Source organism: Ignatzschineria indica (assembly GCF_003121925.1).
In the GTDB taxonomy this organism is placed as follows: domain Bacteria; phylum Pseudomonadota; class Gammaproteobacteria; order Cardiobacteriales; family Wohlfahrtiimonadaceae; genus Ignatzschineria; species Ignatzschineria indica.
In genome coordinates this window covers 474,182-495,729 of sequence record NZ_QEWR01000002.1, presented here as the reverse complement: position 1 = coordinate 495,729, position 21,548 = coordinate 474,182, and the positions used below count along the sequence as shown (strand labels likewise).

General features: G+C 39.8%; 14 protein-coding genes. 9 read left to right on the top strand and 5 right to left on the bottom strand.

Features of this window, described 5'->3' with window-relative positions; all coding sequences use genetic code 11:
* Window positions 1-90 precede the first annotated feature (90 nt).
* The 8 genes from DC082_RS02230 to DC082_RS02195 all read left to right on the top strand — a co-directional run bounded on the left by DC082_RS02230 (window position 91) and on the right by DC082_RS02195 (window position 16,297).
* The gene (locus tag DC082_RS02230; RefSeq protein ID WP_109235569.1) at window positions 91-1,695 is read left to right on the top strand and encodes a hypothetical protein; all 1,605 of its coding nucleotides are present in this window, start codon (window positions 91-93) and stop codon (window positions 1,693-1,695) included.
* Entirely contained in the window at window positions 1,655-4,513 is a 2,859-nt protein-coding gene (locus tag DC082_RS02225) for a helicase-related protein (protein WP_109235568.1), read from the top strand. The genes DC082_RS02230 and DC082_RS02225 overlap by 41 nt, the downstream gene beginning before the upstream one ends.
* Before the next feature lie 117 nt (window positions 4,514-4,630).
* Window positions 4,631-7,051, top strand: coding sequence for a type I restriction-modification system subunit M (locus DC082_RS02220; protein WP_109235567.1), 2,421 nt, complete (start codon window positions 4,631-4,633; stop codon window positions 7,049-7,051).
* Window positions 7,051-8,343 (top strand): restriction endonuclease subunit S, encoded by a 1,293-nt coding sequence (locus DC082_RS02215; RefSeq protein WP_109235566.1) that lies wholly within the window; start codon window positions 7,051-7,053, stop codon window positions 8,341-8,343. Before DC082_RS02220 ends, DC082_RS02215 begins: the two co-directional genes overlap by 1 nt.
* A gap of 1 nt (window position 8,344) precedes the next feature.
* The gene (locus DC082_RS02210; RefSeq protein WP_109235565.1) at window positions 8,345-9,868 is read left to right on the top strand and encodes a DUF262 domain-containing protein; all 1,524 of its coding nucleotides are present in this window, start codon (window positions 8,345-8,347) and stop codon (window positions 9,866-9,868) included.
* Window positions 9,855-12,068, top strand: a complete 2,214-nt coding sequence (locus tag DC082_RS02205) for a GmrSD restriction endonuclease domain-containing protein (RefSeq protein ID WP_109235564.1) — start codon at window positions 9,855-9,857, stop codon at window positions 12,066-12,068. The genes DC082_RS02210 and DC082_RS02205 overlap by 14 nt, the downstream gene beginning before the upstream one ends.
* 203 nt (window positions 12,069-12,271) lie before the next feature.
* Complete coding sequence (locus tag DC082_RS02200; RefSeq protein ID WP_109235563.1) at window positions 12,272-15,373, top strand: type I restriction endonuclease subunit R; 3,102 nt, start codon at window positions 12,272-12,274, stop codon at window positions 15,371-15,373.
* 201 nt (window positions 15,374-15,574) lie between these two features.
* On the top strand, window positions 15,575-16,297 hold the full coding sequence (locus tag DC082_RS02195; protein WP_109235562.1) for a M48 family metallopeptidase: 723 nt from the start codon (window positions 15,575-15,577) through the stop codon (window positions 16,295-16,297).
* Window positions 16,298-16,416: 119 nt separating this feature from the next.
* On the opposite strand, the gene DC082_RS02190 is transcribed toward DC082_RS02195, so the two are convergent.
* Genes DC082_RS02190 through DC082_RS02175 form a run of 4 tightly spaced genes read right to left on the bottom strand, consistent with a single transcriptional unit; the run spans window position 16,417 to window position 19,936 of the window.
* Complete coding sequence (locus tag DC082_RS02190; protein WP_373296267.1) at window positions 16,417-17,262, bottom strand: metal ABC transporter permease; 846 nt, start codon at window positions 17,260-17,262, stop codon at window positions 16,417-16,419.
* Window positions 17,253-18,182, bottom strand: coding sequence for a metal ABC transporter permease (locus DC082_RS02185; protein ID WP_109235560.1), 930 nt, complete (start codon window positions 18,180-18,182; stop codon window positions 17,253-17,255). Before DC082_RS02185 ends, DC082_RS02190 begins: the two co-directional genes overlap by 10 nt.
* Window positions 18,183-18,185: 3 nt before the next feature.
* Window positions 18,186-19,082, bottom strand: a complete 897-nt coding sequence (locus DC082_RS02180) for an ATP-binding cassette domain-containing protein (RefSeq protein ID WP_109235559.1) — start codon at window positions 19,080-19,082, stop codon at window positions 18,186-18,188.
* The gene (locus tag DC082_RS02175) at window positions 19,079-19,936 is read right to left on the bottom strand and encodes a metal ABC transporter substrate-binding protein (RefSeq protein ID WP_189363310.1); all 858 of its coding nucleotides are present in this window, start codon (window positions 19,934-19,936) and stop codon (window positions 19,079-19,081) included. Before DC082_RS02175 ends, DC082_RS02180 begins: the two co-directional genes overlap by 4 nt.
* A 331-nt stretch (window positions 19,937-20,267) precedes the next feature.
* Between DC082_RS02175 and DC082_RS10975 the strand changes: the two genes are divergently transcribed.
* Entirely contained in the window at window positions 20,268-20,402 is a 135-nt protein-coding gene (locus tag DC082_RS10975; protein ID WP_268245765.1) for a hypothetical protein, read from the top strand.
* Between the two features lie 42 nt (window positions 20,403-20,444).
* Here the strand turns inward: DC082_RS10975 and DC082_RS02165 are convergent, their stop codons facing one another.
* Window positions 20,445-21,521, bottom strand: a complete 1,077-nt coding sequence (locus tag DC082_RS02165) for a DUF481 domain-containing protein (RefSeq protein ID WP_109235556.1) — start codon at window positions 21,519-21,521, stop codon at window positions 20,445-20,447.
* Window positions 21,522-21,548: the final 27 nt, after the last annotated feature.

Genomic DNA, 21,548 nt, shown 5'->3' with positions numbered 1-21,548 from the left:
TTATTAATTGAACTGTAAATTGATGAAAGACACTTTAGTTTTTTGTAAAGCGACTACGATAGTCATTATTGATTTTGATGGAATGGAGTTATGCGGAAATTTTTGAAGCGTTTTTGGGGAAAATTTAATAGACAGGATCCGATTCAGACTGATAAGGGAAAAACATTCTCTAATCATGATAATAATAGTAAATTCTCTAAAAAAGATTCATCAAAAGAATTATCTGTGAGTTCAGAAGATTTACTTGTACAGAATTTGGAGAGCTCTTGTTCAGATGCTCAAGAGAAAGATGACAACAACGCCAATGTAGATAATATATCTTTGCGAAACTCTGAGGTTGCTGATAGCGAACAAGATCAATTTTTAGATGAATTAGATGATATTTTAGCAACACTTGAAGGAGGAGAAGAGTTAGTTAGTCCTGAAAAAGTCGTCTCAGATAAATTCAGTTACAACTTATCAAATACTACGGAAATAAAAAATAATGTTGAAGACAAGGCAAGTAGTCTAACTACAGATGCTGTTGCTAGTGTAAGTTTTGATTTTGAAGAAAAAGATACCTTACAATCCTCCCGATTTATTGAAGAGGAGATTGTCATTCAATCTGATAAATTTCCAGGGGACTTAACAATAAGTAAACATGATACGTTTATTGAAGTAGAAGAAGTAGAAGAAGTAGAGGAAGAATCGAGAACTTCTATTGGTGTAGGTCAAGTCGATGATCTTTCATTTTATGATGAAAGTGATGAGGCAAAGGACTTAGATTTTGATGATGCTGAGCTAGAAGTTTATGCTGATGAATTAACTGAATTAAATTTAGGAGATGAATCGCCACAAGTCTATGACAATCATTTGAACAGTGACATACAGCAGTGTGAGATAGACAGGTTATTAGAGGAGCAATTTGATTCTTATGATAATTTTCTCTCCTCAGCTTGGGATGATCTTGATGAAGATGTGGCCGTAGAAGAAAAAAACGATTGGTGGATTGAGCGAAATGTGACGCCGGAGCTCAGGATCGCTCAATTAGTAGATCAATTTATTGATAATATTGATTGCTCGGAGGCTTATTATCCCATTTTGGAGAATATTTTTTGGGGCGTGGGTAACCGTCATGTATTGAAAGAGGGGTATATTGTTCGACGTAGTCCTGCACAAGAGAAGGTGCTTGCCGAATTAATTACTATATATAATGTGACACCCTATGAGCTAGAGCTAATCTATGCCCTCAAGCAGATTTGGATGGATAATCATTGTTTTTGGTCAGTTGCAATATTAAGCCGAAAAACAAAAGAAATTATTAATATTGAACACAATCATAAAAATTTAAGTTGGAAAGTTGCGGCACGCTTTATTCAAAACCTTTCTTTTCTAAGCGATGAAGTATTAATAGAAGAATTTTTACTAAGTCTTTATCACTATTGGTACCAAATTTATATTATTCGGCCTAGAAAACGGATATCCAGGGCGGTGGATTACACAGTTTTCCAAGATTTTTTAAAAGAAATTGTCCGAATGGCTGAGTATAAAGAAAAAGAGATGGAACCACGGTTAAGAGGATATAACAGTTGGTTTGAAGAAATTTCTGGTGAGAGTAATTGTTACTTTTGGGAGCCAAATAGAGAGCTAAATATACTACAGGAGTTAGATTTATATGAGCAACATGACTATCCCAAAGCTATTGCCACTCGTTAAGCATTGCATCATTTATATCTTCTTTAAGAATGAGTGGCAGAGAGCTATTGTTCAAGATTTTGATAAATTAGATGAAATTATGACCCTTAAATTTATTGAGGGAAAGTCTAAATTTAGCCGTATCAGGGTAAAGCAGAGAGAATATCCCTATTACTCAGGTTTTGAAAAAGGTTTTCGAGTCATTGCTAGTACTCGAAGAGTTGGTCGCTCTAATTTAGAAGAAGGGATCGTTCTTGATCAGAAAAATGTAGCGGGGCAATATCTTGTTGCGGTACACTTTTTTCATGACGACCGAATATTATGGATTCCTTTTGAGCGATTGAGTTTGATTCGTGATCACGCTCGTAACTTTGAGAAAGTTAAATATAATAATCAAAATAATCAGGCTGAGCATTTTCGATTAAAAACCTTAGGATATGGAATTCAACTTTGGAATCAAAATACTGGCTCTCTATCATCTTTAAATATTGATCCATTGCCTCATCAGATCAATCTTGTACATCATATTTTACAGTCAGGGAATCTCAATTGGATGATTGCTGATGATGTAGGGTTAGGAAAAACGATTGAGACAGGGATGTTAATCACTGCACTCAAATATCGAGGAGAAGCTAAGCGCATTCTTTTAGTGACGCCGGCAGGATTGACGAAGCAATGGAAAGAGGAACTTTATTATAAGTTTTCATTTGATGATTTTCGTATTTATGGTGATGATTTTATAATCAATGAGTCACGAGAATGGCGAATGTATGAACATGTAATTGCCTCAATAGATCGCTTAAAAAGTGATGAAAGCCGAGCATTATTAAGTGGTGCAGGTTATTGGGATTTGATTATTTTTGATGAGGCACATCGTTTGACGCGCTCACAATATGGGAATCGCTATGTTTCATCAGGACGCTTCGATGTTGCGGCATTATTACGTCGTCATACTGATAATTTAATTTTGTTGACCGCCACGCCACATCAGGGAAAATCTGATCAATTTCAATCATTACTCAATTTATTACGACCTGAGTTAAAAGAGGAGATAAATCGTTTAAATCGTAATCCTGAGATTTTGTCAGAGATGGTTTATCGAAATAATAAATCAAAGGTTACTGATTTAGAGGGGCGTAAAATCTTTAAGGGGCAAAAAACCTATCCTATTCATCTGCCAGTTTCTCAGGATGCGATTACTTTTGATCGAAAACTACAGGAATATCTCCGTAAAAGCGCTAAGCGCAGTGAAGAGTTAGGCGGAAATATTGGTCGAGCCATTGGGTTTGTGATTGCAATTTATCGAAAACTTGCAGCCTCAAGTATTGCTGCAATTCTTAATGCGCTTATAAAACGTCAAGAACGGCTACTTTATGGTTCAAATGAAGAAATTAATGATGAAGATGAGCGCTTTATCGGCGAGTTTGAAGAGCGGCAAGTCAATATTGAAAAGGATGTTAAGGAACAGTTTATAGAGGGTGAGATTGAATATTTAGATCAATTAATAGCCCTTGGTGAAAAGGTTCGGGCGGATGATCAAAAGTTACAAGGATTTTTAACACAAGTTGTAGATCCTATTCTTCAAGAGAATCCGACTGAGAAGCTTGTAATATTTACGGAATACTTATCAACACAGAAATACCTAGAGGTCGCTCTTAAGAAACGTTATGGAGGAGAACGTATCTCTTTAATTAATGGCTCCATGTCTTTAGAAGAACGGCAAGAAGCGATTGCTCAATTCAATGGTGATGGGCAATTTATTCTCTCAACAGAAGCGGGGGGAGAGGGTATTAACCTGCAGCATAATTGTCATATCTTAGTCAATTTCGATCTTCCTTGGAATCCAATGCGCTTAGTGCAAAGAATTGGGCGTATCTATCGTTATGGGCAAATGAAAGAAGTATTGATATTTAATATCTTTTCGCAAGGTACTGTCGATGACGATATTGTTCGCTTGTTATATCAAAAAATTGATCAAGTTGTGAATGATTTAGGTGCAATTAGTGATGAATTTGATGAGGGTCTAAAGCACGATATTTTTGGAAATATAGCAGATCTTGTAGAGGTAGATAAAATTCTTGATCATTCGATCGTAGAATCTAAAGAGCAGACGGAAGAAAAACTTACGATGGCACTTGAAGATGCAAAGGTGATCTCTCAAAAGCAACAAGAATTATTTAGTTATGTTGCGCAATATGACGCAAATGCTTTAGAGCGCGAGTTTGTGATTACTTTAGATCATATTAGTGCCTTTATTCGCGGAATGTGTCGTTATACTGGCGTAGAAATTATTAAAGAGATGTATGACGGTGATATTTGGGTTCTTAAGTTACCAGATGTTTTAATGAAAAAATTAGCAACACGTAAACAAAATATCGAAGTCACAATTAATCATCGAGTAAAAATGCAACGTCCTAAGACAGAAGTGATGGATCTTAATCATCCTTTGATGAAGTATTTTATTGATATAGCAACCTCTTATGAATTTGGTGGGGCGAATGCCTTGGTATGTAGTGATCTCATTGAAGGTAAAGCGGTGATAACAGCGATAGTAAAATGGCAAAATTTACAAGGGACCAGTATTCATCAAGATATGATTACTTTTGCATTAACTGATGATGGTCCTCGACTTAATCCCCCAAGTTTTTCAAATTGGCTCTTAACGCCGGCAGAGAACTACTTGTCACAGGAGCACATTAATAGGGAAAAAGTTTTACCTTATTCTTTAGAAACGACTATTAATGAAGTATTAGATGATGCGATTAACCAAAAGCGACGGGAGACATTAATTCCCCATGATCAATATCTGCTTTCAGCTGCTTGGGTAAAAAAATCATAAGGTAGATTCATCGATAGGTATATTAACCAGTAACAATAAAATTAATGATTAATTGGTCTATTTAAAATTATTTTTAATAAGGCTATCGATCAAAAAATAGAAGGAAACAAGTTATTTATGGCGATTAAAAAGACAGAGTTATACTCCTCCCTATGGGCAAGTTGTGATGAACTTCGTGGAGGAATGGATGCGAGTCAATATAAGGATTATGTATTGACAATGCTCTTTTTGAAGTATGTATCAGATAAGTATAAAAATGATCCGTTTGGAATGATTGTTATTCCTGAAGGTGCGAGTTTTGATGATATCTCTCACTTAAAAAATGATAAAGAGATTGGTGATAAACTCAATAAAATCATCAGTAAAATTGCAGAAGAGAATGATCTAAAAACAGTCATTGATGTAGCAGACTTTAATGATGAAGATAAGTTAGGTAAAGGCCAGGATATGGTCGATCGTTTAACTAAACTGATCGGAATATTTGAAGGGCTTGATCTCTCTTCAAATCGTGCCGATGGGGATGATCTTCTTGGGGATGCGTATGAATACCTTATGCGCCATTTTGCGACAGAGTCCGGGAAGTCGAAAGGACAGTTCTATACGCCGGCGGAAGTGTCGCGGATCTTGGCAAAAGTGATTGGGATTAATGAGGGAACCTCTCAAGATCAGACTGTGTACGACCCAACATGCGGTTCCGGCTCTCTACTCTTAAAAGCCGCTGATGAAGCGCCCCGAGGATTAACCATCTACGGGCAAGAGATGGATAATGCCACAAGTGCATTAGCGCGTATGAATATGATTCTGCATGATAATGCAACGGCAAAAATCTGGAAGGGTAATACCCTTTCGGAGCCAGAGTGGAAAGAGGATAATGGGCAGTTAAAGCAGTTTGATTTTGCTGTGGCAAACCCACCTTTCTCAAGTAAAAACTGGACAAACGGGCTTAATCCGGCAAATGACCCTTACAAACGTTTTGAATGGGGAGTTCCCCCAGAAAAAAATGGGGATTATGCTTTTTTACTCCATATTCTTAAGAGCCTAAAAAGCACAGGTAAAGGAGCCGTAATTTTACCGCATGGTGTTCTCTTTAGAGGCAATGCCGAAGCGCGTATTCGGGAGAATCTTGTTAAACAAGGCTATATTCAAGGCATTATTGGTTTGCCGGCAAACCTCTTTTATGGAACGGGGATTCCTGCCTGTGTGATTGTGATTGATAAAGCCGGTGCAGCATCGCGCGACTCGATCTTTATGATTGATGCCAGCCGTGGATTTATTAAAGATGGCAATAAAAATCGTCTTCGCAGTCAAGATGTGCAGAAAATTGTCGATGTCTTCACCCAAGGTTTAGAGGTGCCGAAATTTAGCCGGCGCGTTCCGCTTGCTGAGGTTGCCGAGAATGAGTATAACCTCAATATTCCGCGCTATATCGACTCGAGTGAGCCCGAAGATCAGCACGATCTCTTTGCTCATCTCAATGGCGGGATTCCTAATCGTGATATCGATTCACTCTCTGCCTATTGGGATCTTTTCCCCTCTCTACGCCGGGAGCTTTTTAAGTCGATGGACGGGGATTATAGTGAGGCGATTATTCCGCCGATGGAGGTAAAGCAGGCGATTCTCAATCACGAAGAGTTTCAAACTTTTGCCAAAGAGAGCTTAGCGCCCTTTGAAGCGTGGGCGATCGAGTCTGATTTGCCGAGCATTGCCGTAGGTGATCAGCCGAAAGCCTTTATTCATCGTATTAGTCAAAGTCTCTTAGCCCATTATGCCGATCGTCAGCTTCTGAATCAGTATGATATCTATCAGCTTTTGATGGATTACTGGAGCGATACAATGCAGGATGATCTCTACATCTTAACGCAAGATGGCTGGAGCGCCGGCAATCGTCTACGGGAATTAGTGGTGAAGAAGGGGGAAAAGTCAAAAGAATCCCCCGATCTGACAATTAATAAGAAAAATTACAAAGCCGATCTTATTCCGCCGGCACTTATTGCTAAGCGCTATTTCAATGCTGAACAAGAAGCGGTAACGGAGGCACAATCTGCCCTTGATACCATCACGCAGACGCTTGAGAGTTTTATCGAGGAGCATTCCGGCGAAGAGGGATTGTTGGCAGAAGCGATGACGGATAAAGAGAAAGTGACGAAAACATCGGTGACTCAACGCCTGAAAATAGCAACAGATCCTGAAGAGCAAGCGGTTCTTAAAGAGGCAAAAAAATATTTTGATCAAGAGACAAAGGCAAAATCAGATCTAAAAAAAGCGATCGAAGCGCTTGATTTGGCGGTATTTAAGAAATATCCCGCATTAACGGAGAGCGAAATTAAGACCTTAATCATCGAAGATAAATGGCTACAAACACTACGCAATAACATCATCGCCGAGATCGAGCGCATTACCCAGCGCTTAGCTAATCGTGTAAAAGAGTTAGAAGAGCGTTACGCCGAATCTTTACCAATGATTGATCTTGAAGTGAAAACCCTTGAGGCAAAAGTCACAGAGCACCTCAAAGCAATGGGCTTAACGTGGGAGCAGTAATGAAAAACGAACAGAAGCAAACAATCCTCGCCGGCAAAGTACCGGCAGGTTATCAGCAGACAGAAGTAGGCATTATTCCGGAAGATTGGGAAGTTGTTAAGTTGGGGGATTTAGGATCATCCATTATTGGATTAACCTATAGTCCTCAAGATGTTAAAGATTTTGGCACATTAGTTTTAAGGTCTTCTAACATTCAAAATAATAGACTTGCCTATAAAGATAATGTTTATGTCAATGCGGAAATCCCTAACAGAGTAATAGTTAAGGAAAATGATATTCTTATCTGTGTTCGTAATGGAAGTAGAAGCTTAATTGGAAAATGTGCTTTGATAGATAAAAATGCTGAGGGGATGGCTTTTGGTGCCTTTATGTCAGTTTTTAGATCTAATAGCTCTTCATTTGTCTTTTATCAATTTCAATCTTCTCTAGTACATAATCAGATTAATGAAATAATGGGCGCTACAATAAATCAGATTACAAATAAAGATCTTGAACGTTTTATTATTAGCATTCCAACAAGTAAAGCTGAACAAACCGCCATTGCCGAAGCGCTTTCTGATGTGGACAGTTTATTGGTTTCGCTTGAGAAGCTGATCGAGAAGAAGCGCGCGATTAAAACCGGCACAATGCAACAATTACTGACCGGCAAAAAGCGCTTGCCGGCATTCGCCCAACGAGAAGATGGCACACTGAAAGGTTATAAAATAACGGAATTAGGCGAGATCCCGGAGGATTGGGAGGTTAAGTTATTACTTGATTTGAGTAGTTTTAAAAATGGAATTGCTCACGAAGATACTGTTGATGAATCTGGAGAATATATTTTAATTAATTCTAAGTTTATTTCGACAGAAGGGCAGGTTATTAAATTCACTTCAGAAAATCGTCAGCCCGTATTTAAAGATGATATTTTGATGGTAATGAGTGATGTACCAAATGGGAGGGCAATTGCTAAATGCTATCTGGTTGATGAGAATGATCGTTATACTTTAAATCAGCGTATTTGCGCGTTGACTGCTAAAAATATAGTTCCAAAATATTTGTTTTATATTTTGAATAGAAATAAATATTATTTAGCCTTTGATGATGGAGCAAAACAAACAAATTTACGTAGAGAAGATGTTTTAAATTGTCCTTTAATAATTCCCCCACTTAAAGAACAAACCGCCATTGCCGAAATCCTATCTGATATGGATGCCGAAATTGAAGCGTTAGAAGCAAAACGCACCAAAACGGAGAAGATCAAGCAGGGAATGATGCAGGAGTTGCTCACTGGTCGGACGAGGTTGATCTAAGATGAGTAATAAAGCGATGACTCACACAATCTGCCCGATTCAAGAGCTGTTAAAGGAGCAGAATTTAAGGATTCCCCAATATCAGCGCCCTTACAAATGGACGGCAGAGAATGTGAGCGCGCTTCTGCACGATATCAAAACCCAGAGCGATAGAGCAGTGCCGTATCGCCTTGGGAGTATCGTGTTTCATCGGCAGATTGAAACGAATGAAGACGGAACGGAAAAAATGATCCTCAATATTGTCGATGGGCAACAGCGGATTATGACCTTAATGCTGATTATTTGGGCACTTCGAAAGCATTATGTAGGCGATGAGAAATCGTCAGAAGATAGGGAAAGTCGGAAAGATGAGATAAAATCGGAAACGGTAATTCTTCGTTCAGATCTAGTGGAAACGCTAAAGGAGTTAACAGAGAAAGCATCTTTTCAAGATTGGGCTTTTCCCAGTACGATTTCTCAGGAGAATATCACTCAAAATTATCAGCTCATTAATCATTACATTGCTCAAGGCGGATTGCAGGAGAAAGAGATCGATTTCCTGCTCAATCGCTGTCAAGTGGTGCGCTTTGAGTTACAAGATATCTCAGAAGCGTTTCAATTTTTCGATTCTCAAAATAGCCGAGGGCGAGATCTTGCACCGCACGATCTACTCAAAGCTTTTCATCTACGGGAATTCCCCGATAGCGAGGTTAATCTAAAACCGATATCAATCGCCTATTGGGAAGCGACAGAAGATGCCGAAAGTGATGAATTAAGAACATTATTTGGTACCTATCTCTTCCGTATTCGTAGATGGATGCAACAAGCGCCGGCACGCTATTTTACGAAATCCCAAATTGCACTCTTTAAAGGCATTAATTTAGATCACAAATCGAATTATCCTTATACAAAAGCGCTTCAGGTAACGCACCGTTATATTGATCACTATAATCGACAATTTGATCGAGAGATTGATGGGCAGAAGATGGATTTCCCCTTTCAACTCGATCAAGCCATTATCAATGGTCGGCGCTTCTTTGAGATGGTGGAATATTATCAAAAGTCGATTGTGAGCCCGGTCATTCAATCGCAATTCAATATCACTACTTCAGATGAAGAGAAGCACAATTTATCATTAGACGGTTTACTCAGCGATCGAGCGGTAGATATTCTTCAGACGCTAGCAACTTATGGGCAACGGCATAGAGTCGGCGATGGCTGGGTGCGGATGATCTTCGATTGCGCATTAATCACTTATCTCGATAAATTTGGTCCAGCCAAAATATCAGAAGCGATTGAGCAGATCTTTATCTGGGCGTATGCTTGCCGACTGCAACAGCACGCGGTGCAATTAGCTACTGTAGATAACTATGTTTTAGGGCGAAATCTCTTTGCCTTTATCAAAGAGGCGAATGAACCGCAGGAGGTTTTTATCCAACTGGAGAAGACGCGCTATCTACCGACAATATCGGGAAATCACAGCGATATTGTAGGATTATTTGAGAAATTGGGCTTTTATAAAAAGGAAAATAATGACGAGCAATAACAAAAATGATGGCGTCAGAGAATTGAGCATCGGCGAGCTATTCAAGGAGCCTAATACCGCTTATATGATTCCGATGTATCAGCGCAATTATGCTTGGCGCGAGGCGGAGATTGAACAGCTCATCGAAGATATTGAGAGCTATGTTAATGGCGATCAGAAAAAATACTATATCGGGACGTTAGTGGTCTATCAGCGTGATGATGGGATCTTTGAGGTGATTGATGGACAGCAACGGCTAACAACGCTGACTTTGATCTTATTGGCTTTTAATTGTTTGGACAAAAAAGTTTTTGAAAACACAGGGTTAGATATTCAAAGCTGGCGACAAAGTGCGAAGCTCACTTTCGAATGTCGGCCGAAATCAATTGCGACTTTAGAGATGATTCAAAAAGGGGGGGATCTTACGGCGTTAGATGCGGAGGATTATAACCAAGGGATCATAACCGGTTATCATATTATCAAAAAGACTTTTCAGCGGAAATTGCAAAGTAGAGAGGCGAGGGAAGCCTTTTTGCAATATCTACTCAACTCTGTTCACATCGCCCGTATCGAAGTGCCTCAAGGGACAGATCTCAATCACTATTTTGAAGTGATGAATAATCGCGGGGAACAGCTAGAAAAACACGAAATTATCAAAGCGAATCTACTCTCTAAACTCTCGGAAGAGGATCGGCCTATTTTGAGTCAAGTGTGGGATGGCGTTGCCAATATGGAGCGCTACCTACAATATGCTTTTGAGCCTGAACCGAGAAGCGCGATCTTTGGGAATGAGTGGCAGAGTTTGCAGGTCACGGATTATGATGGATTAAAGTCGATTTTAAAAGCAGATACAACTAAAACAGAGGTAAGTCATCATTTAGTAGCGACAGAAGCGCCGACAATCAAAACGCTCATTGCAAATATCACGACTAAAGATCATAGAGAGAAAAATAGCAATGACGCAGGAGATACGCCAGAGCGCTTTCAGGTGGTACTCTCATTTTCGAGCTTTCTACTACACGTTCTGCGGATCTTTGTGCAGACGAAGTTATATCCCAAGCAATTTGATCGAAGTGATCTAGCGTTAGTTGATAATGATCTTCCCGATGTGGCGCTTGATGATAAGCAGTTAATTCAACAGTTTAATGAGTACCTATTAGAGAAAGATCTTTTCTCGGGGGAAACAGCGGAATCAAAAGCATTGGAAAATGAGATCATATCTGAACGGATCAAACAATTTACCTATCTGCTACTTCAATGCAAATATCTCTTTGATCACTATGTCATAAAACGGGATACAAGCAAAGAAGATCTGTGGGGAATCAGGGCGCTGAAAAAATATAGTCCGAGTGCAAACTATGTGAATACTTTTACCGGCGGAGAGACTGAAACGACAGATGTGAAGCGAATGATTCTATTGCAAACTGCATTTCACTACTCTATTCCGTCGCCCCATTATAAGCATTGGCTCTCAGGATTACTCTATTTCTTGGTCAATGAGCAATCAGATAGGGAGATGCTTCAAGAGATTAAGGCACAAGCCTACTTAGACTATATGGAGCGTTTAGCTCGGCGTTACACTTTTTGGCGTTATCTTGCTAAAGATGAAGATAGAACGGCGAAAGGGGGTTATGGCAATATGCTCTTTAATAATGAGAATGTCGCTACCTCGATGACTGAAAAAGATATTCCTTTAGATAAGTTGAGCTATTTCGGAATTGAGAATCATTTTGTCTTCTATTATCTCGATTACCTTATTTGGCAAGAGGCGCAAGATGATAGAGAGCTTATCCGAGATTACACAATGGTGGCCGGCGGTTCAATTGAGCATTTCTATCCGCAAAATCCCAAAAATGAGAAGCGCTTAGATCAGCAATCTACAGATGAAAATGGTAAAGAACGGGGGACGGAGAATAATAACGAAGAACCGGCAATCCGCACTGTTGATCGTTTTGGGAATCTTTTCTTAATCTCTCGCAACCAAAACTCTAAAATTGGCAATGATCTGCCGGGCGCGAAGATTGATCATTACCATAAGAGAGATATCGATAATCAGAAAATTGTGAGTTTAAAACTCTATCGGATGATTAAGTTAATCAACAGCGAACAGAAAGATCCCAATAATCGGGAGCAATATATTGAGCTGATGGGTAAACATGAAGATGATATGTGTGATCTTCTGAAAAGCTCAATGAGCGCATTTAATAAAGCTATTAATTAAGGGAGTTATTAGAGCTATTCCAGTTAATATAAGAGTATAAAAATATCAGCAACTATAAATAAGTAAAAATTACTAATAATAGATGTCATAAAGAGTAAAAAAGATAAAATATAATTTATAATATAGATTTAATTTAGCCATAAAAGATCATTTCATTCGGAAGTGGTTAGATTCAGAGCATTGGAAGAGAGAAGAGAAATAGTATGAGTCATGTAGGTAGTCGTGAGAGAGAAACACAAGATAAAGTCGTCAGTTTTTTTCAAAAAGAGTTAGGTTATCGCTATTTAGGTAATTGGCATGATCGTGCTAATAATCGCAATATTGAAGAGGAAATTCTCTCAAATTGGCTTGCAAGACGTGGTGTTTCCCATGAGCTAATTAATCGAGTGCTTAGAAAGATTGATAAGGCGACTGCGTTGGGAGAGGGGAAAAAGCTCTATGATGCTAATCGAGAATTTTATGAGCTACTTCGTTATGGCGTTAAAGAGCGAGAAACAGTAGGGGAGCAAAATCAAACAATCTGGTTAATAGATTGGGAGAATCCAGATAATAATGATTTTGCAATTGCAGAGGAGGTCTCTGTTAAAGGGGTTAATAACAAGCGCCCCGATATTGTTCTTTATGTTAATGGGATTGCTTTAGCTGTTTTAGAATTGAAACGCTCTTCCGTGTTGGTATCTGAAGGAATTCGACAAAATTTAGATAATCAGAAGCCTGAGTTTATTCGTCACTTTTTTGCCACTATTCAGTTGGTCATGGCGGGGAATAATACACAAGGATTGCGTTACGGAACCATAGAAACACCAGAAAAATATTTCTTAGAGTGGAAAGAAACGCCTGGGAATGGTCACTCTAATAGACTCGATGAAGATCTAAGCCTTTTGTGCAATAAGTCTCGATTTCTTCAAATTATTCATGACTTTATTGTCTTTGACGCAGGTATTAAAAAGACTTGCCGGCATAATCAATACTTTGGTGTTGAAGCGGCTAAAAAACGCATTGAGACGAGAGAGGGCGGCATTATTTGGCATACGCAAGGCTCTGGGAAAAGTTTAACAATGGTTTGGCTTGCCAAATGGATTAAGGAGAATATTGAAAATAGCCGAGTACTGATTATTACTGACCGAACAGAGCTTGATGAGCAGATTGAGAAGGTCTTTAAAGGGGTTAATGAAGATATCTATCGTACGAAAAGTGGAGCCGATCTTATTGCAACACTTAACCAGATCAATCCCTGGTTAATCTGTTCTCTTATCCATAAATTTGGGCGCCAGATAGATGCTTCTGAAGATGAGATCGCTACAGAAGAATTTATTACTGAGATCAAAAATGCGATTCCGCAAGATTTTAAGGCAAAAGGTGATCTCTTTGTCTTTGTGGATGAGTGTCATAGAACTCAATCTGGAAAACTACATGAAGCGATGAAATTGATCTTACCAGATGCCATGTTTATCGGTTTTACCGGAACGCCATTAATGAAAAAGGATAAGAAGAAATCAATCGAGGTCTTTGGAAGTTATATTCATACCTATAAGTTTGATGAAGCAGTCAAGGATGGTGTCATTTTAGATCTCCGTTATGAGGCACGTGATATCGATCAACACTTAACACAGCCTGATCGTATAGATGCTTGGTTTGAAGCAAAAACAAAGGGCTTAACTAATGTTGCTAAACAAGCTCTTAAGAAGCGCTGGGGAACGATGCAGAATCTTTTATCGAGCAAAGATCGCCTTAGTAAAATTGTAAATGATATTGCATTTGATCTAATAACCAAGCCATGTTTAGTTAATGGGCAAGGAAATGCAATTTTAGTCTGCTCCAGTGTCTATCAAGCCTGTCAACTTTATGAGTTATTTGTTCGTAATACGGATCTTGCAGAAAAAGTAGCCATTATTACGAGTTATCAGCCGACGGCAACATCGATTAAAGGGGAGGAGAGTGGAGAGGGTGAAACAGAGAATCTCTTTAAATATAAGATCTATCGGGAAATGTTAGCTCGATATTTTGGTCAGTCAGAAGAGGAGGCGGCCAAAAGAGTAGAAGAGTTTGAACGTGTAGTAAAACAGAGGTTTATTGAAGAGCCCGGCCAGATGCGACTTCTCATTGTAGTTGATAAACTTTTGACGGGATTTGATGCACCCCCAGCAACCTATCTTTATATCGATAAAAAGATGGCAGATCACAATCTTTTTCAAGCAATTTGCCGTGTTAATCGTTTAAATGGTGATGATAAAGAGTATGGCTATATTGTAGATTATAAAGATCTTTTTCACTCTCTTGATAAGGCTATTACTGATTATACGCAAGGCGCTTTTGATGGTTATGATGATGAGGATGTTGCCGGGATTCTGAAAGACCGCCTTACTGAAGCAAAGCAAGATTTAGAAGATGCGCTTGAGATGGTAAAAGCACATTGTGAGCCAGTTAAAGCGCCTAGAGAGACTGAGAATTTTATCCATTATTTTTGTGGTAACTCTGAAAATAAGGATGATGCGATAGAGCGAGAAGCATTACGTCTGGTATTCTATCAAGATGTGTCAAAACTAGTACGTGCCTATAGTAATTTAGCAAATGAGATGATTCCGGCAGGATTTACTGAATATGAGGCAGAACAGATTCATTCAGAAGTCCGTTTTTATCAAAATGTTCGTGATGAGATTAAAGTGGCAAGTGGTGATCTTATTGATATGAAGCTCTATGAGCCAGCAATGCGAAAATTGATCGATATGTATATTACCGCAGATCCGAGTGAAGTCTTAACCGATTTTCATGAGCTTGGTTTGATTGAATTAATTGTTAAAAAAGGTGCAGATGGATTAAAAGAATTACCAGAAGGTATTCGTAATAGTCCTGAAGCGATGGCTGAGACAATTGAAAATAATATTCGTAAGAAAATTGTTGATGAGAATCCTATTAATCCTAAATATTATGAGCAGATGTCCGTTTTATTAGATGAGTTAATTAAGGAGAGAAGAGAGCAGGCACTCGATTATAAACTCTATCTTGAAGAGATCTTAGCGCTCTCCAAAAGAGTACTGAATCCTGATCAAGGATTAAGCGATTATCCTTCTATGATCGATACGCCTGCTAAAAAAGCGCTTTATGATAACCTACAACAACAAGAGAAACTCGTATTAAAAATTGATAATGCGATACGAGAGACGAAAAAGGCTGATTGGATAGGAGATCGGTTTAAAGAGCGTGAAATTTCTCAAGCAATTTATAATGCATCAGATGAGGCATTAAGTCATGAAGAGATTGAACCTATTCTTGAGCTTGTGAAAGCACAAAGAGAGTATCGGTAATTCTATTCTAAGAGTATCTATTCTAAGAGTATGCTATCAGCGCTGATAATTTACCTCTCTTAATGAAATTCAGTTGTGGGAGTTTTTCTCCCACTTTTTTATATTTTGGTTAAAAGAGAAGGCTACGTTAGGAAAGTCTCATAAATTTTCATTAATATATATCATTTAAGTCATAACCTATTGTTAGATAGAAGGGAATCAATGGAAGAGATAAAGATAGGTTCTATTAATATGCTTCTTCATAGAAAGGAAATTAAGAATCTACACATAAATGTCTTACCTCCTGATGGTCAGGTGCGTATTTCCGCACCACAGAGGATGAGTGATCTAGCGATTCGGATGGCTGTTATTCATCGTATTCCTTGGATTAAGAAGCAACAGAGAGCTTTTGCCATACAACAGAGACAATCAGAACGGGAGATGATTAGTGGTGAGTCTCATTACTTATGGGGGAAGCGCTATCGTTTAGATGTTATTTGTAGAAATGGTCAGCATCAAGTGTTTGTTCAGCACGATCTGCTTAATCTCTATGTTTCTCCAAACACCTCTAGAGATAATCGTTTTAAAGTTCTACAAGATTTTTATCGCGAAGCTGTTAAAAAAGAGAGTCAAAAATTAATATCGAAATGGGTAGAGAAGATGAATGTTCCCAAGCCAATTTGGCAAGTAAGAAAGATGCGGACTATGTGGGGGAGTTGTAATATTGAAAAGAGGCGTATTCTGTTAAATTTAGAGTTAGCAAAAAAGCCGGTAGAGTGTTTGGAATATGTTATTGTCCATGAGCTGGCTCATTTTTTAGAGCGATATCATAATGCACATTTTAGAGATATTTTAGATAATTACTTACCTTCATGGCGAGAACGTCGTAATTTACTTTCAGAGTATCCATTAGCAGATGAATGTTGGAATTTTGGTTTAGAGTAACCCCAATAACAGCAAAACACCCTAAAGCAATCAGTAATGATCAACTTTAGGGTGTTTTTGTATCGGTTTTATACCGATTTTATATCGATTCAGATTCTATCTTAACTCTTTTTATATGACTAGAGGCTTTTTCGGCGAATGATCCGATGACGTAGACGGCTATAGATAAATGCGAGTAAGAAGAGAACTGTTTGACTGAGAACGATACAGGGGCCCGTTTCGGCATCGATATGAAAGCTTAAGAGAACGCCCATAAAAGCGGAGATGAGTGAGGAGATCACCGCAATTATCATCATAATGGGGAAACGCTTTGTGAGAAGAAAGCCGATAATTCCCGGCGCAACTAACATCGCAATAACGAGGATAACGCCCACCGCTTGTAGTGATGCCACAATACTTAATGCTAATAGAATCAGTAATGTATAGTGCAGAAATTTGACCGGCAGCCCTAAAACACTCGCTTGTACCGGATCGAAGCAGTAGAGCATAAAATCTTTTCGTTTTAAGAGGATAACAAGCAACGTAATGCCGGCAATAATGATAATTTGCCACAGCTCTGATGGGAGAATCCCTAAGATATTACCAAATAGCACGTGGGTGAGATGCTGATCGGTCTTGACAAAGGAGAAGGCAAAGAGCCCTAATGCAAAGAGTCCTGAGAAGACAATTCCTAAAATCGCATCCTCTTTAATCTGGCTATTAGCGCGTAGATATCCTGTTGCAACTGCACAGAAGAGACCGGAAGCAAAGGCGCCTATTACGAGTGGAAGATTGAAGATAAAGGCTAAGACAATCCCCGGCAATACAGCATGAGAGATCGCATCGCCCATCAATGCCCAGCCTTTTAAAATAAGGTAGCAGGAGAGAACGGCACAGACAACACCGGAGATCAGCGCGCCTAACATCGCTTGCTGCATAAAGGGATATTGTAGTGGTGTTAAAATTAAGGAATCGATCATAGTGATACCTCCTTCTGCGCATCTTGCTCCAATGTCTCTTCGATCTCATCAATACTTTCACTCAGTTTTTGATGCCGGCGTGCCGAGCGTCGCTTTGCAAAATGGCCATGTTTAGGCGCGAAGAGGAATGCAAGCAGAAAGAGGGCTGTCTGAAGAACAACAATTAAACTTCCCGTTGTTCCGCCGGGGAGAAAGAAGCTAACATAAGCACCGATAAAGCTACTGACAGCTCCGATAATCACCGCTAGCGTGAGCATCACCCCGAAACGATCTGTTAAGAGATAAGCGGTAGCGCCAGGGGTGATTACCATTGCGATTACTAAGATTGCTCCTACCGTTTGGAGAGCTGCAACAATACAGGCGCTTAAAAGCACAAAGAAGAGGATCTGTAGACGCATGACCGGCAGACCAATTGTCTTTGCTTGCACTTCATCAAAGAAGAGAAGCATCAGATCTTTCCAATAGCAGAGAAGGAGAAGAAGGGAGATGATAGTGATAATGGCTGCTTGCAGGGCATCACCATCGGAGATTCCTAAAATATTACCAAAGACAATGGAGTTGATGCTAATAGGGGTGGGATTGAGCGAGATGATAAGTAATCCTGCCGCAAAGAAGCTACTAAAGATCAGTCCGATAATGGCATCTTCTCGCAATTTTGTGAAATGCTTCACCAGCCCCATTGCAAGCGCCGCTAAGATGCCGGTAAAAAATGCGCCAATCGCATAAGGCAGGCTTAAAGCATAAGCGCCGGCAACACCAGGAACGACTGAGTGGGAGAGCGCATCCCCCATCAATGACCATCCTTTAAGGACCAGATAAGCAGAGAGAAAAGCACAAACAGCGCCAACTAGAAGACTCATCAAAATCGCTTTGAGCATATACTCATATTGAAAAGGCTCTATTAAGAGCGACAATAACTGTTCCATTGATCACTCCTGAGATGTTTCACTATTAAGTGGAGCACGCTCTTTTTGATTATTGCGTGTTTTTTTGAGCTCTTGAGTCTCTGTACAACCATAGAAGACAGCAGGGCGCTCATCATCGGTTAAGACCGTCAAGTGGCGAGGATCATCATCATTATGGAGGTGATCCCCTTTAAGCGAGATTTCACGTAGAACGCCACCAAAGGTATGGGTAAGATTCTCCTGTGTATAGGTGGTCTCTGTGGGGCCTTGGGCTAAAACTGTCTGATTTAAGAGAATAACTTGATCACAAAACTCCGGAATCGATCCTAAGTTATGGGTGGAGACGAGCATCAGATAATTCTCTTCTCTTAGTGAGATAAGAAGTTCAATAATGCTATCTTCTGTCTTAAGATCAACGCCGGTAAAGGGCTCATCAAGCAATAAGATACGACTCTCTTGAGCTAAAGCTCTAGCTAAGAATACCCGCTTTTTCTGTCCCCCGGAAAGCTCACCAATCTGCCGTTTACGAAAATCGGTAAGATCGACACGTGCTAACGCTTCATCGACCTTTTGATGATCGATTTTAGAAGGAATACGTAAAAAACCCATCTTGCCATATCGCCCCATCATCACCACATCTTCAACAAGGACAGGGAAGTTCCAATCCACTTCCTCTGTCTGCGGGACATAGGCGATCTTGTTAGCTTTGAGCGCCTCTTTAATGGGCATATTATCGATCTTAATCGTGCCGGAAGTGGGGTTGACTAACCCCATGATCGACTTGAAAAGTGTCGATTTTCCACTTCCATTGACCCCCACTAAGCCACAAATTGTGCCGGGATCGAGACGAAAATTGACATCAAAAATAGCTCTATGGCCATTGCCGTAGACAACAGCGACATCTTCAACAACGATACTCATTCTAGGTTAAATCCTTTAACAATCGTTTCTACAGTGGTTTGGAGAAGATCAATATAGGTGGGAACAGGCCCATCTTCTGTTGAGAGAGAGTCGACATAGAGAACGCCACCGTAACGAGCGCCACTCTCTTTTGCAACCTGTTTTGCCGGCTTATCTGAGATTGTACTCTCACTAAAGAGGACCGGAATTTGGTTGGCACGAATGGTATCAATAAGGCGCTTAACCTGCTGTGGTGATCCTTGCTCATCGGCATTGATTGGCCAGAGATAAGCCTCTTTGAGATCATAGTCTGCTGCTAAGTATCCAAAAGCCCCTTCACTGGTAACTAACCAACGCTGATCTTCTGGAATCTGCTCAAGCTTTTCCCGTAATGGTTTATCGAGCGCTCTGATCTTTTCGGCATATTGTGCAGCATTTTCATTGTAGATCGCCGCATTTTCAGGATCAGCTTCTACAAAAGCTTGACGAATATTTTCGATATAGACTAGGGCATTATTAGGACTCATCCATGCATGTGGATTGGGTAATCCCTCATACTCTCCTTCATAGATAGAGAGCGGTGTAATACCTTCTGTAACGACAACGGAGGGCACATTTTTAATATTTTGGAAGAAGCGTTCAAACCAACGTTCAAGATTGAGACCATTCCATAAAATAAGCTCCGCATCTTGCGCTTTGACGAGATCTCTAGGTGTCGGTTGATAATCATGAATCTCTGCTCCCGGCTTAGTAATTGACTCTACAATTGCTGCATCGCCGGCAACATTTTGTGCCATATCTTGTATTATGGTAAAGGTTGTGATAACTTTTAAGGGTTCTTTCGCATATGCAATTCCCCAGGCGGAAGTTAACATCGCGCTAATCAGCGCACCTCTTAGGGCAGTTCTAGCCCACTTTTTCAGACTTTTTTTCGATTTTAATTCCATGATTATTGGCCTCCCTCAGCCTTTTATTTGAGAACCATTCTCATTTGTAAATTTATATCATATAGAGCTTACTGTCAAACTTATCCTAAAAATATAATGAAAAAATGATATTTTGGGGACTGATATAGATCGATATAGATTGATATAGGATGGTTGCATCTCCCCTTGGAGTGCGCTATAGAGCAGGAGAAGCAGGGAGGAGTTGAAATTGAAGTGCAGAATTTTTCTGGAGATAGATAAAGATCTGGTAAGAGAAAGAGTGAGAAGAATCGCAAAAGGAGTCACAAAAAAGGTCACAAAAGGAACCGAAAGAGGAATCGCGAGAAGAAGGGCAGGAGAAGTAAGAGGCCCGGCGAAAGATGGTGGAAACTTAAGAGGTCGTAGGAAGAGTTAAAAGAAGGCTCAATTGGAAGATCGTCATCATTTCCATTTCAATCTATTTCCATTTCAATCCCAATCCGAGATAGAGCGTTCGATTGGTGCTACTTCCCCGTTTCGCCTTTAATTTCTCATATTGATAACCGGTATTGATAGAGAGATTATCCGTCAAGCGATAGGCGAGAGAAGCATTGAGATTGAGATCTAAAGTAACATCCCGATTAAAACTTCGCCCGACACTCCCTTTAGTTGCAAAGGAGATAGTCTGATTGTAGAGATCATGCTGAAAATCCCATTTGAGTGAGAGCTGCGGGTTATTGGAATGTGTTCGATCCCGATACTCAATACTTTGATAGTTGAGTAATGTCGCCAAAGAGAGCTGTGAGCGCGCATTATTCCAGACCTGAAAACCAGGTCCTGTACCGATTAGTAGATTATTGCGGATATCTTCAATCCAATCGTGCTGAAATGCGATCGATCCTTGCCAGAAGAAGCGCGGCGTGATGAATCGATCCGCGGCATAATTGAGATGATAGTAGTAATCTTTTGTTTTATTCTGATCTCGCTTACGATAGAAGTGTGCGGAGGTGATATGGCGCCAAAGACCATATTCCAAAGTATATTCCCCCTTAAGGCGATAGCGGGAGAGGCGAGAATTATCATTATCAAAGATCGCACTTGCGTTGAGCGCTAACTCTTGGCGAAAAGTTTTAGGTTGCAGAGTTGTACGATTTACTTTTGCAATAATAAGATTTTTATCGAAAGGAATGGATTGAGGGATGCCATGATTTTTAATAATGAGTCGATCTTTTAATGCCTCATCTTCAGCATCGTAGCGCACCTCGGTTGAGGTAAAACTCTTTGTAAATTGATTCTCTTTGACGGCGACCGGCGCTTTAATCTCAAATTGAGCGATATGTTTTGCATCTACCTTTACTCTGCCGGCATAAGGGGTTTCGATCTCAACCTTATGCGCCTCTATTAGTAAGATTTTACCACTGAGCTGATCCCCATTTTTTAAACGGATCTGATCGGCAAAGAGCGGAGTCGCTAGAAGTGAAATAAGCAGGGAGAGGAGGAGAATCAGTTGTGAAGTAAAGCGTTGGTGTGAAAATAATCTCATCAATTTTGGCATCAACAATCTCTCTTTTAGGGGAGAAGG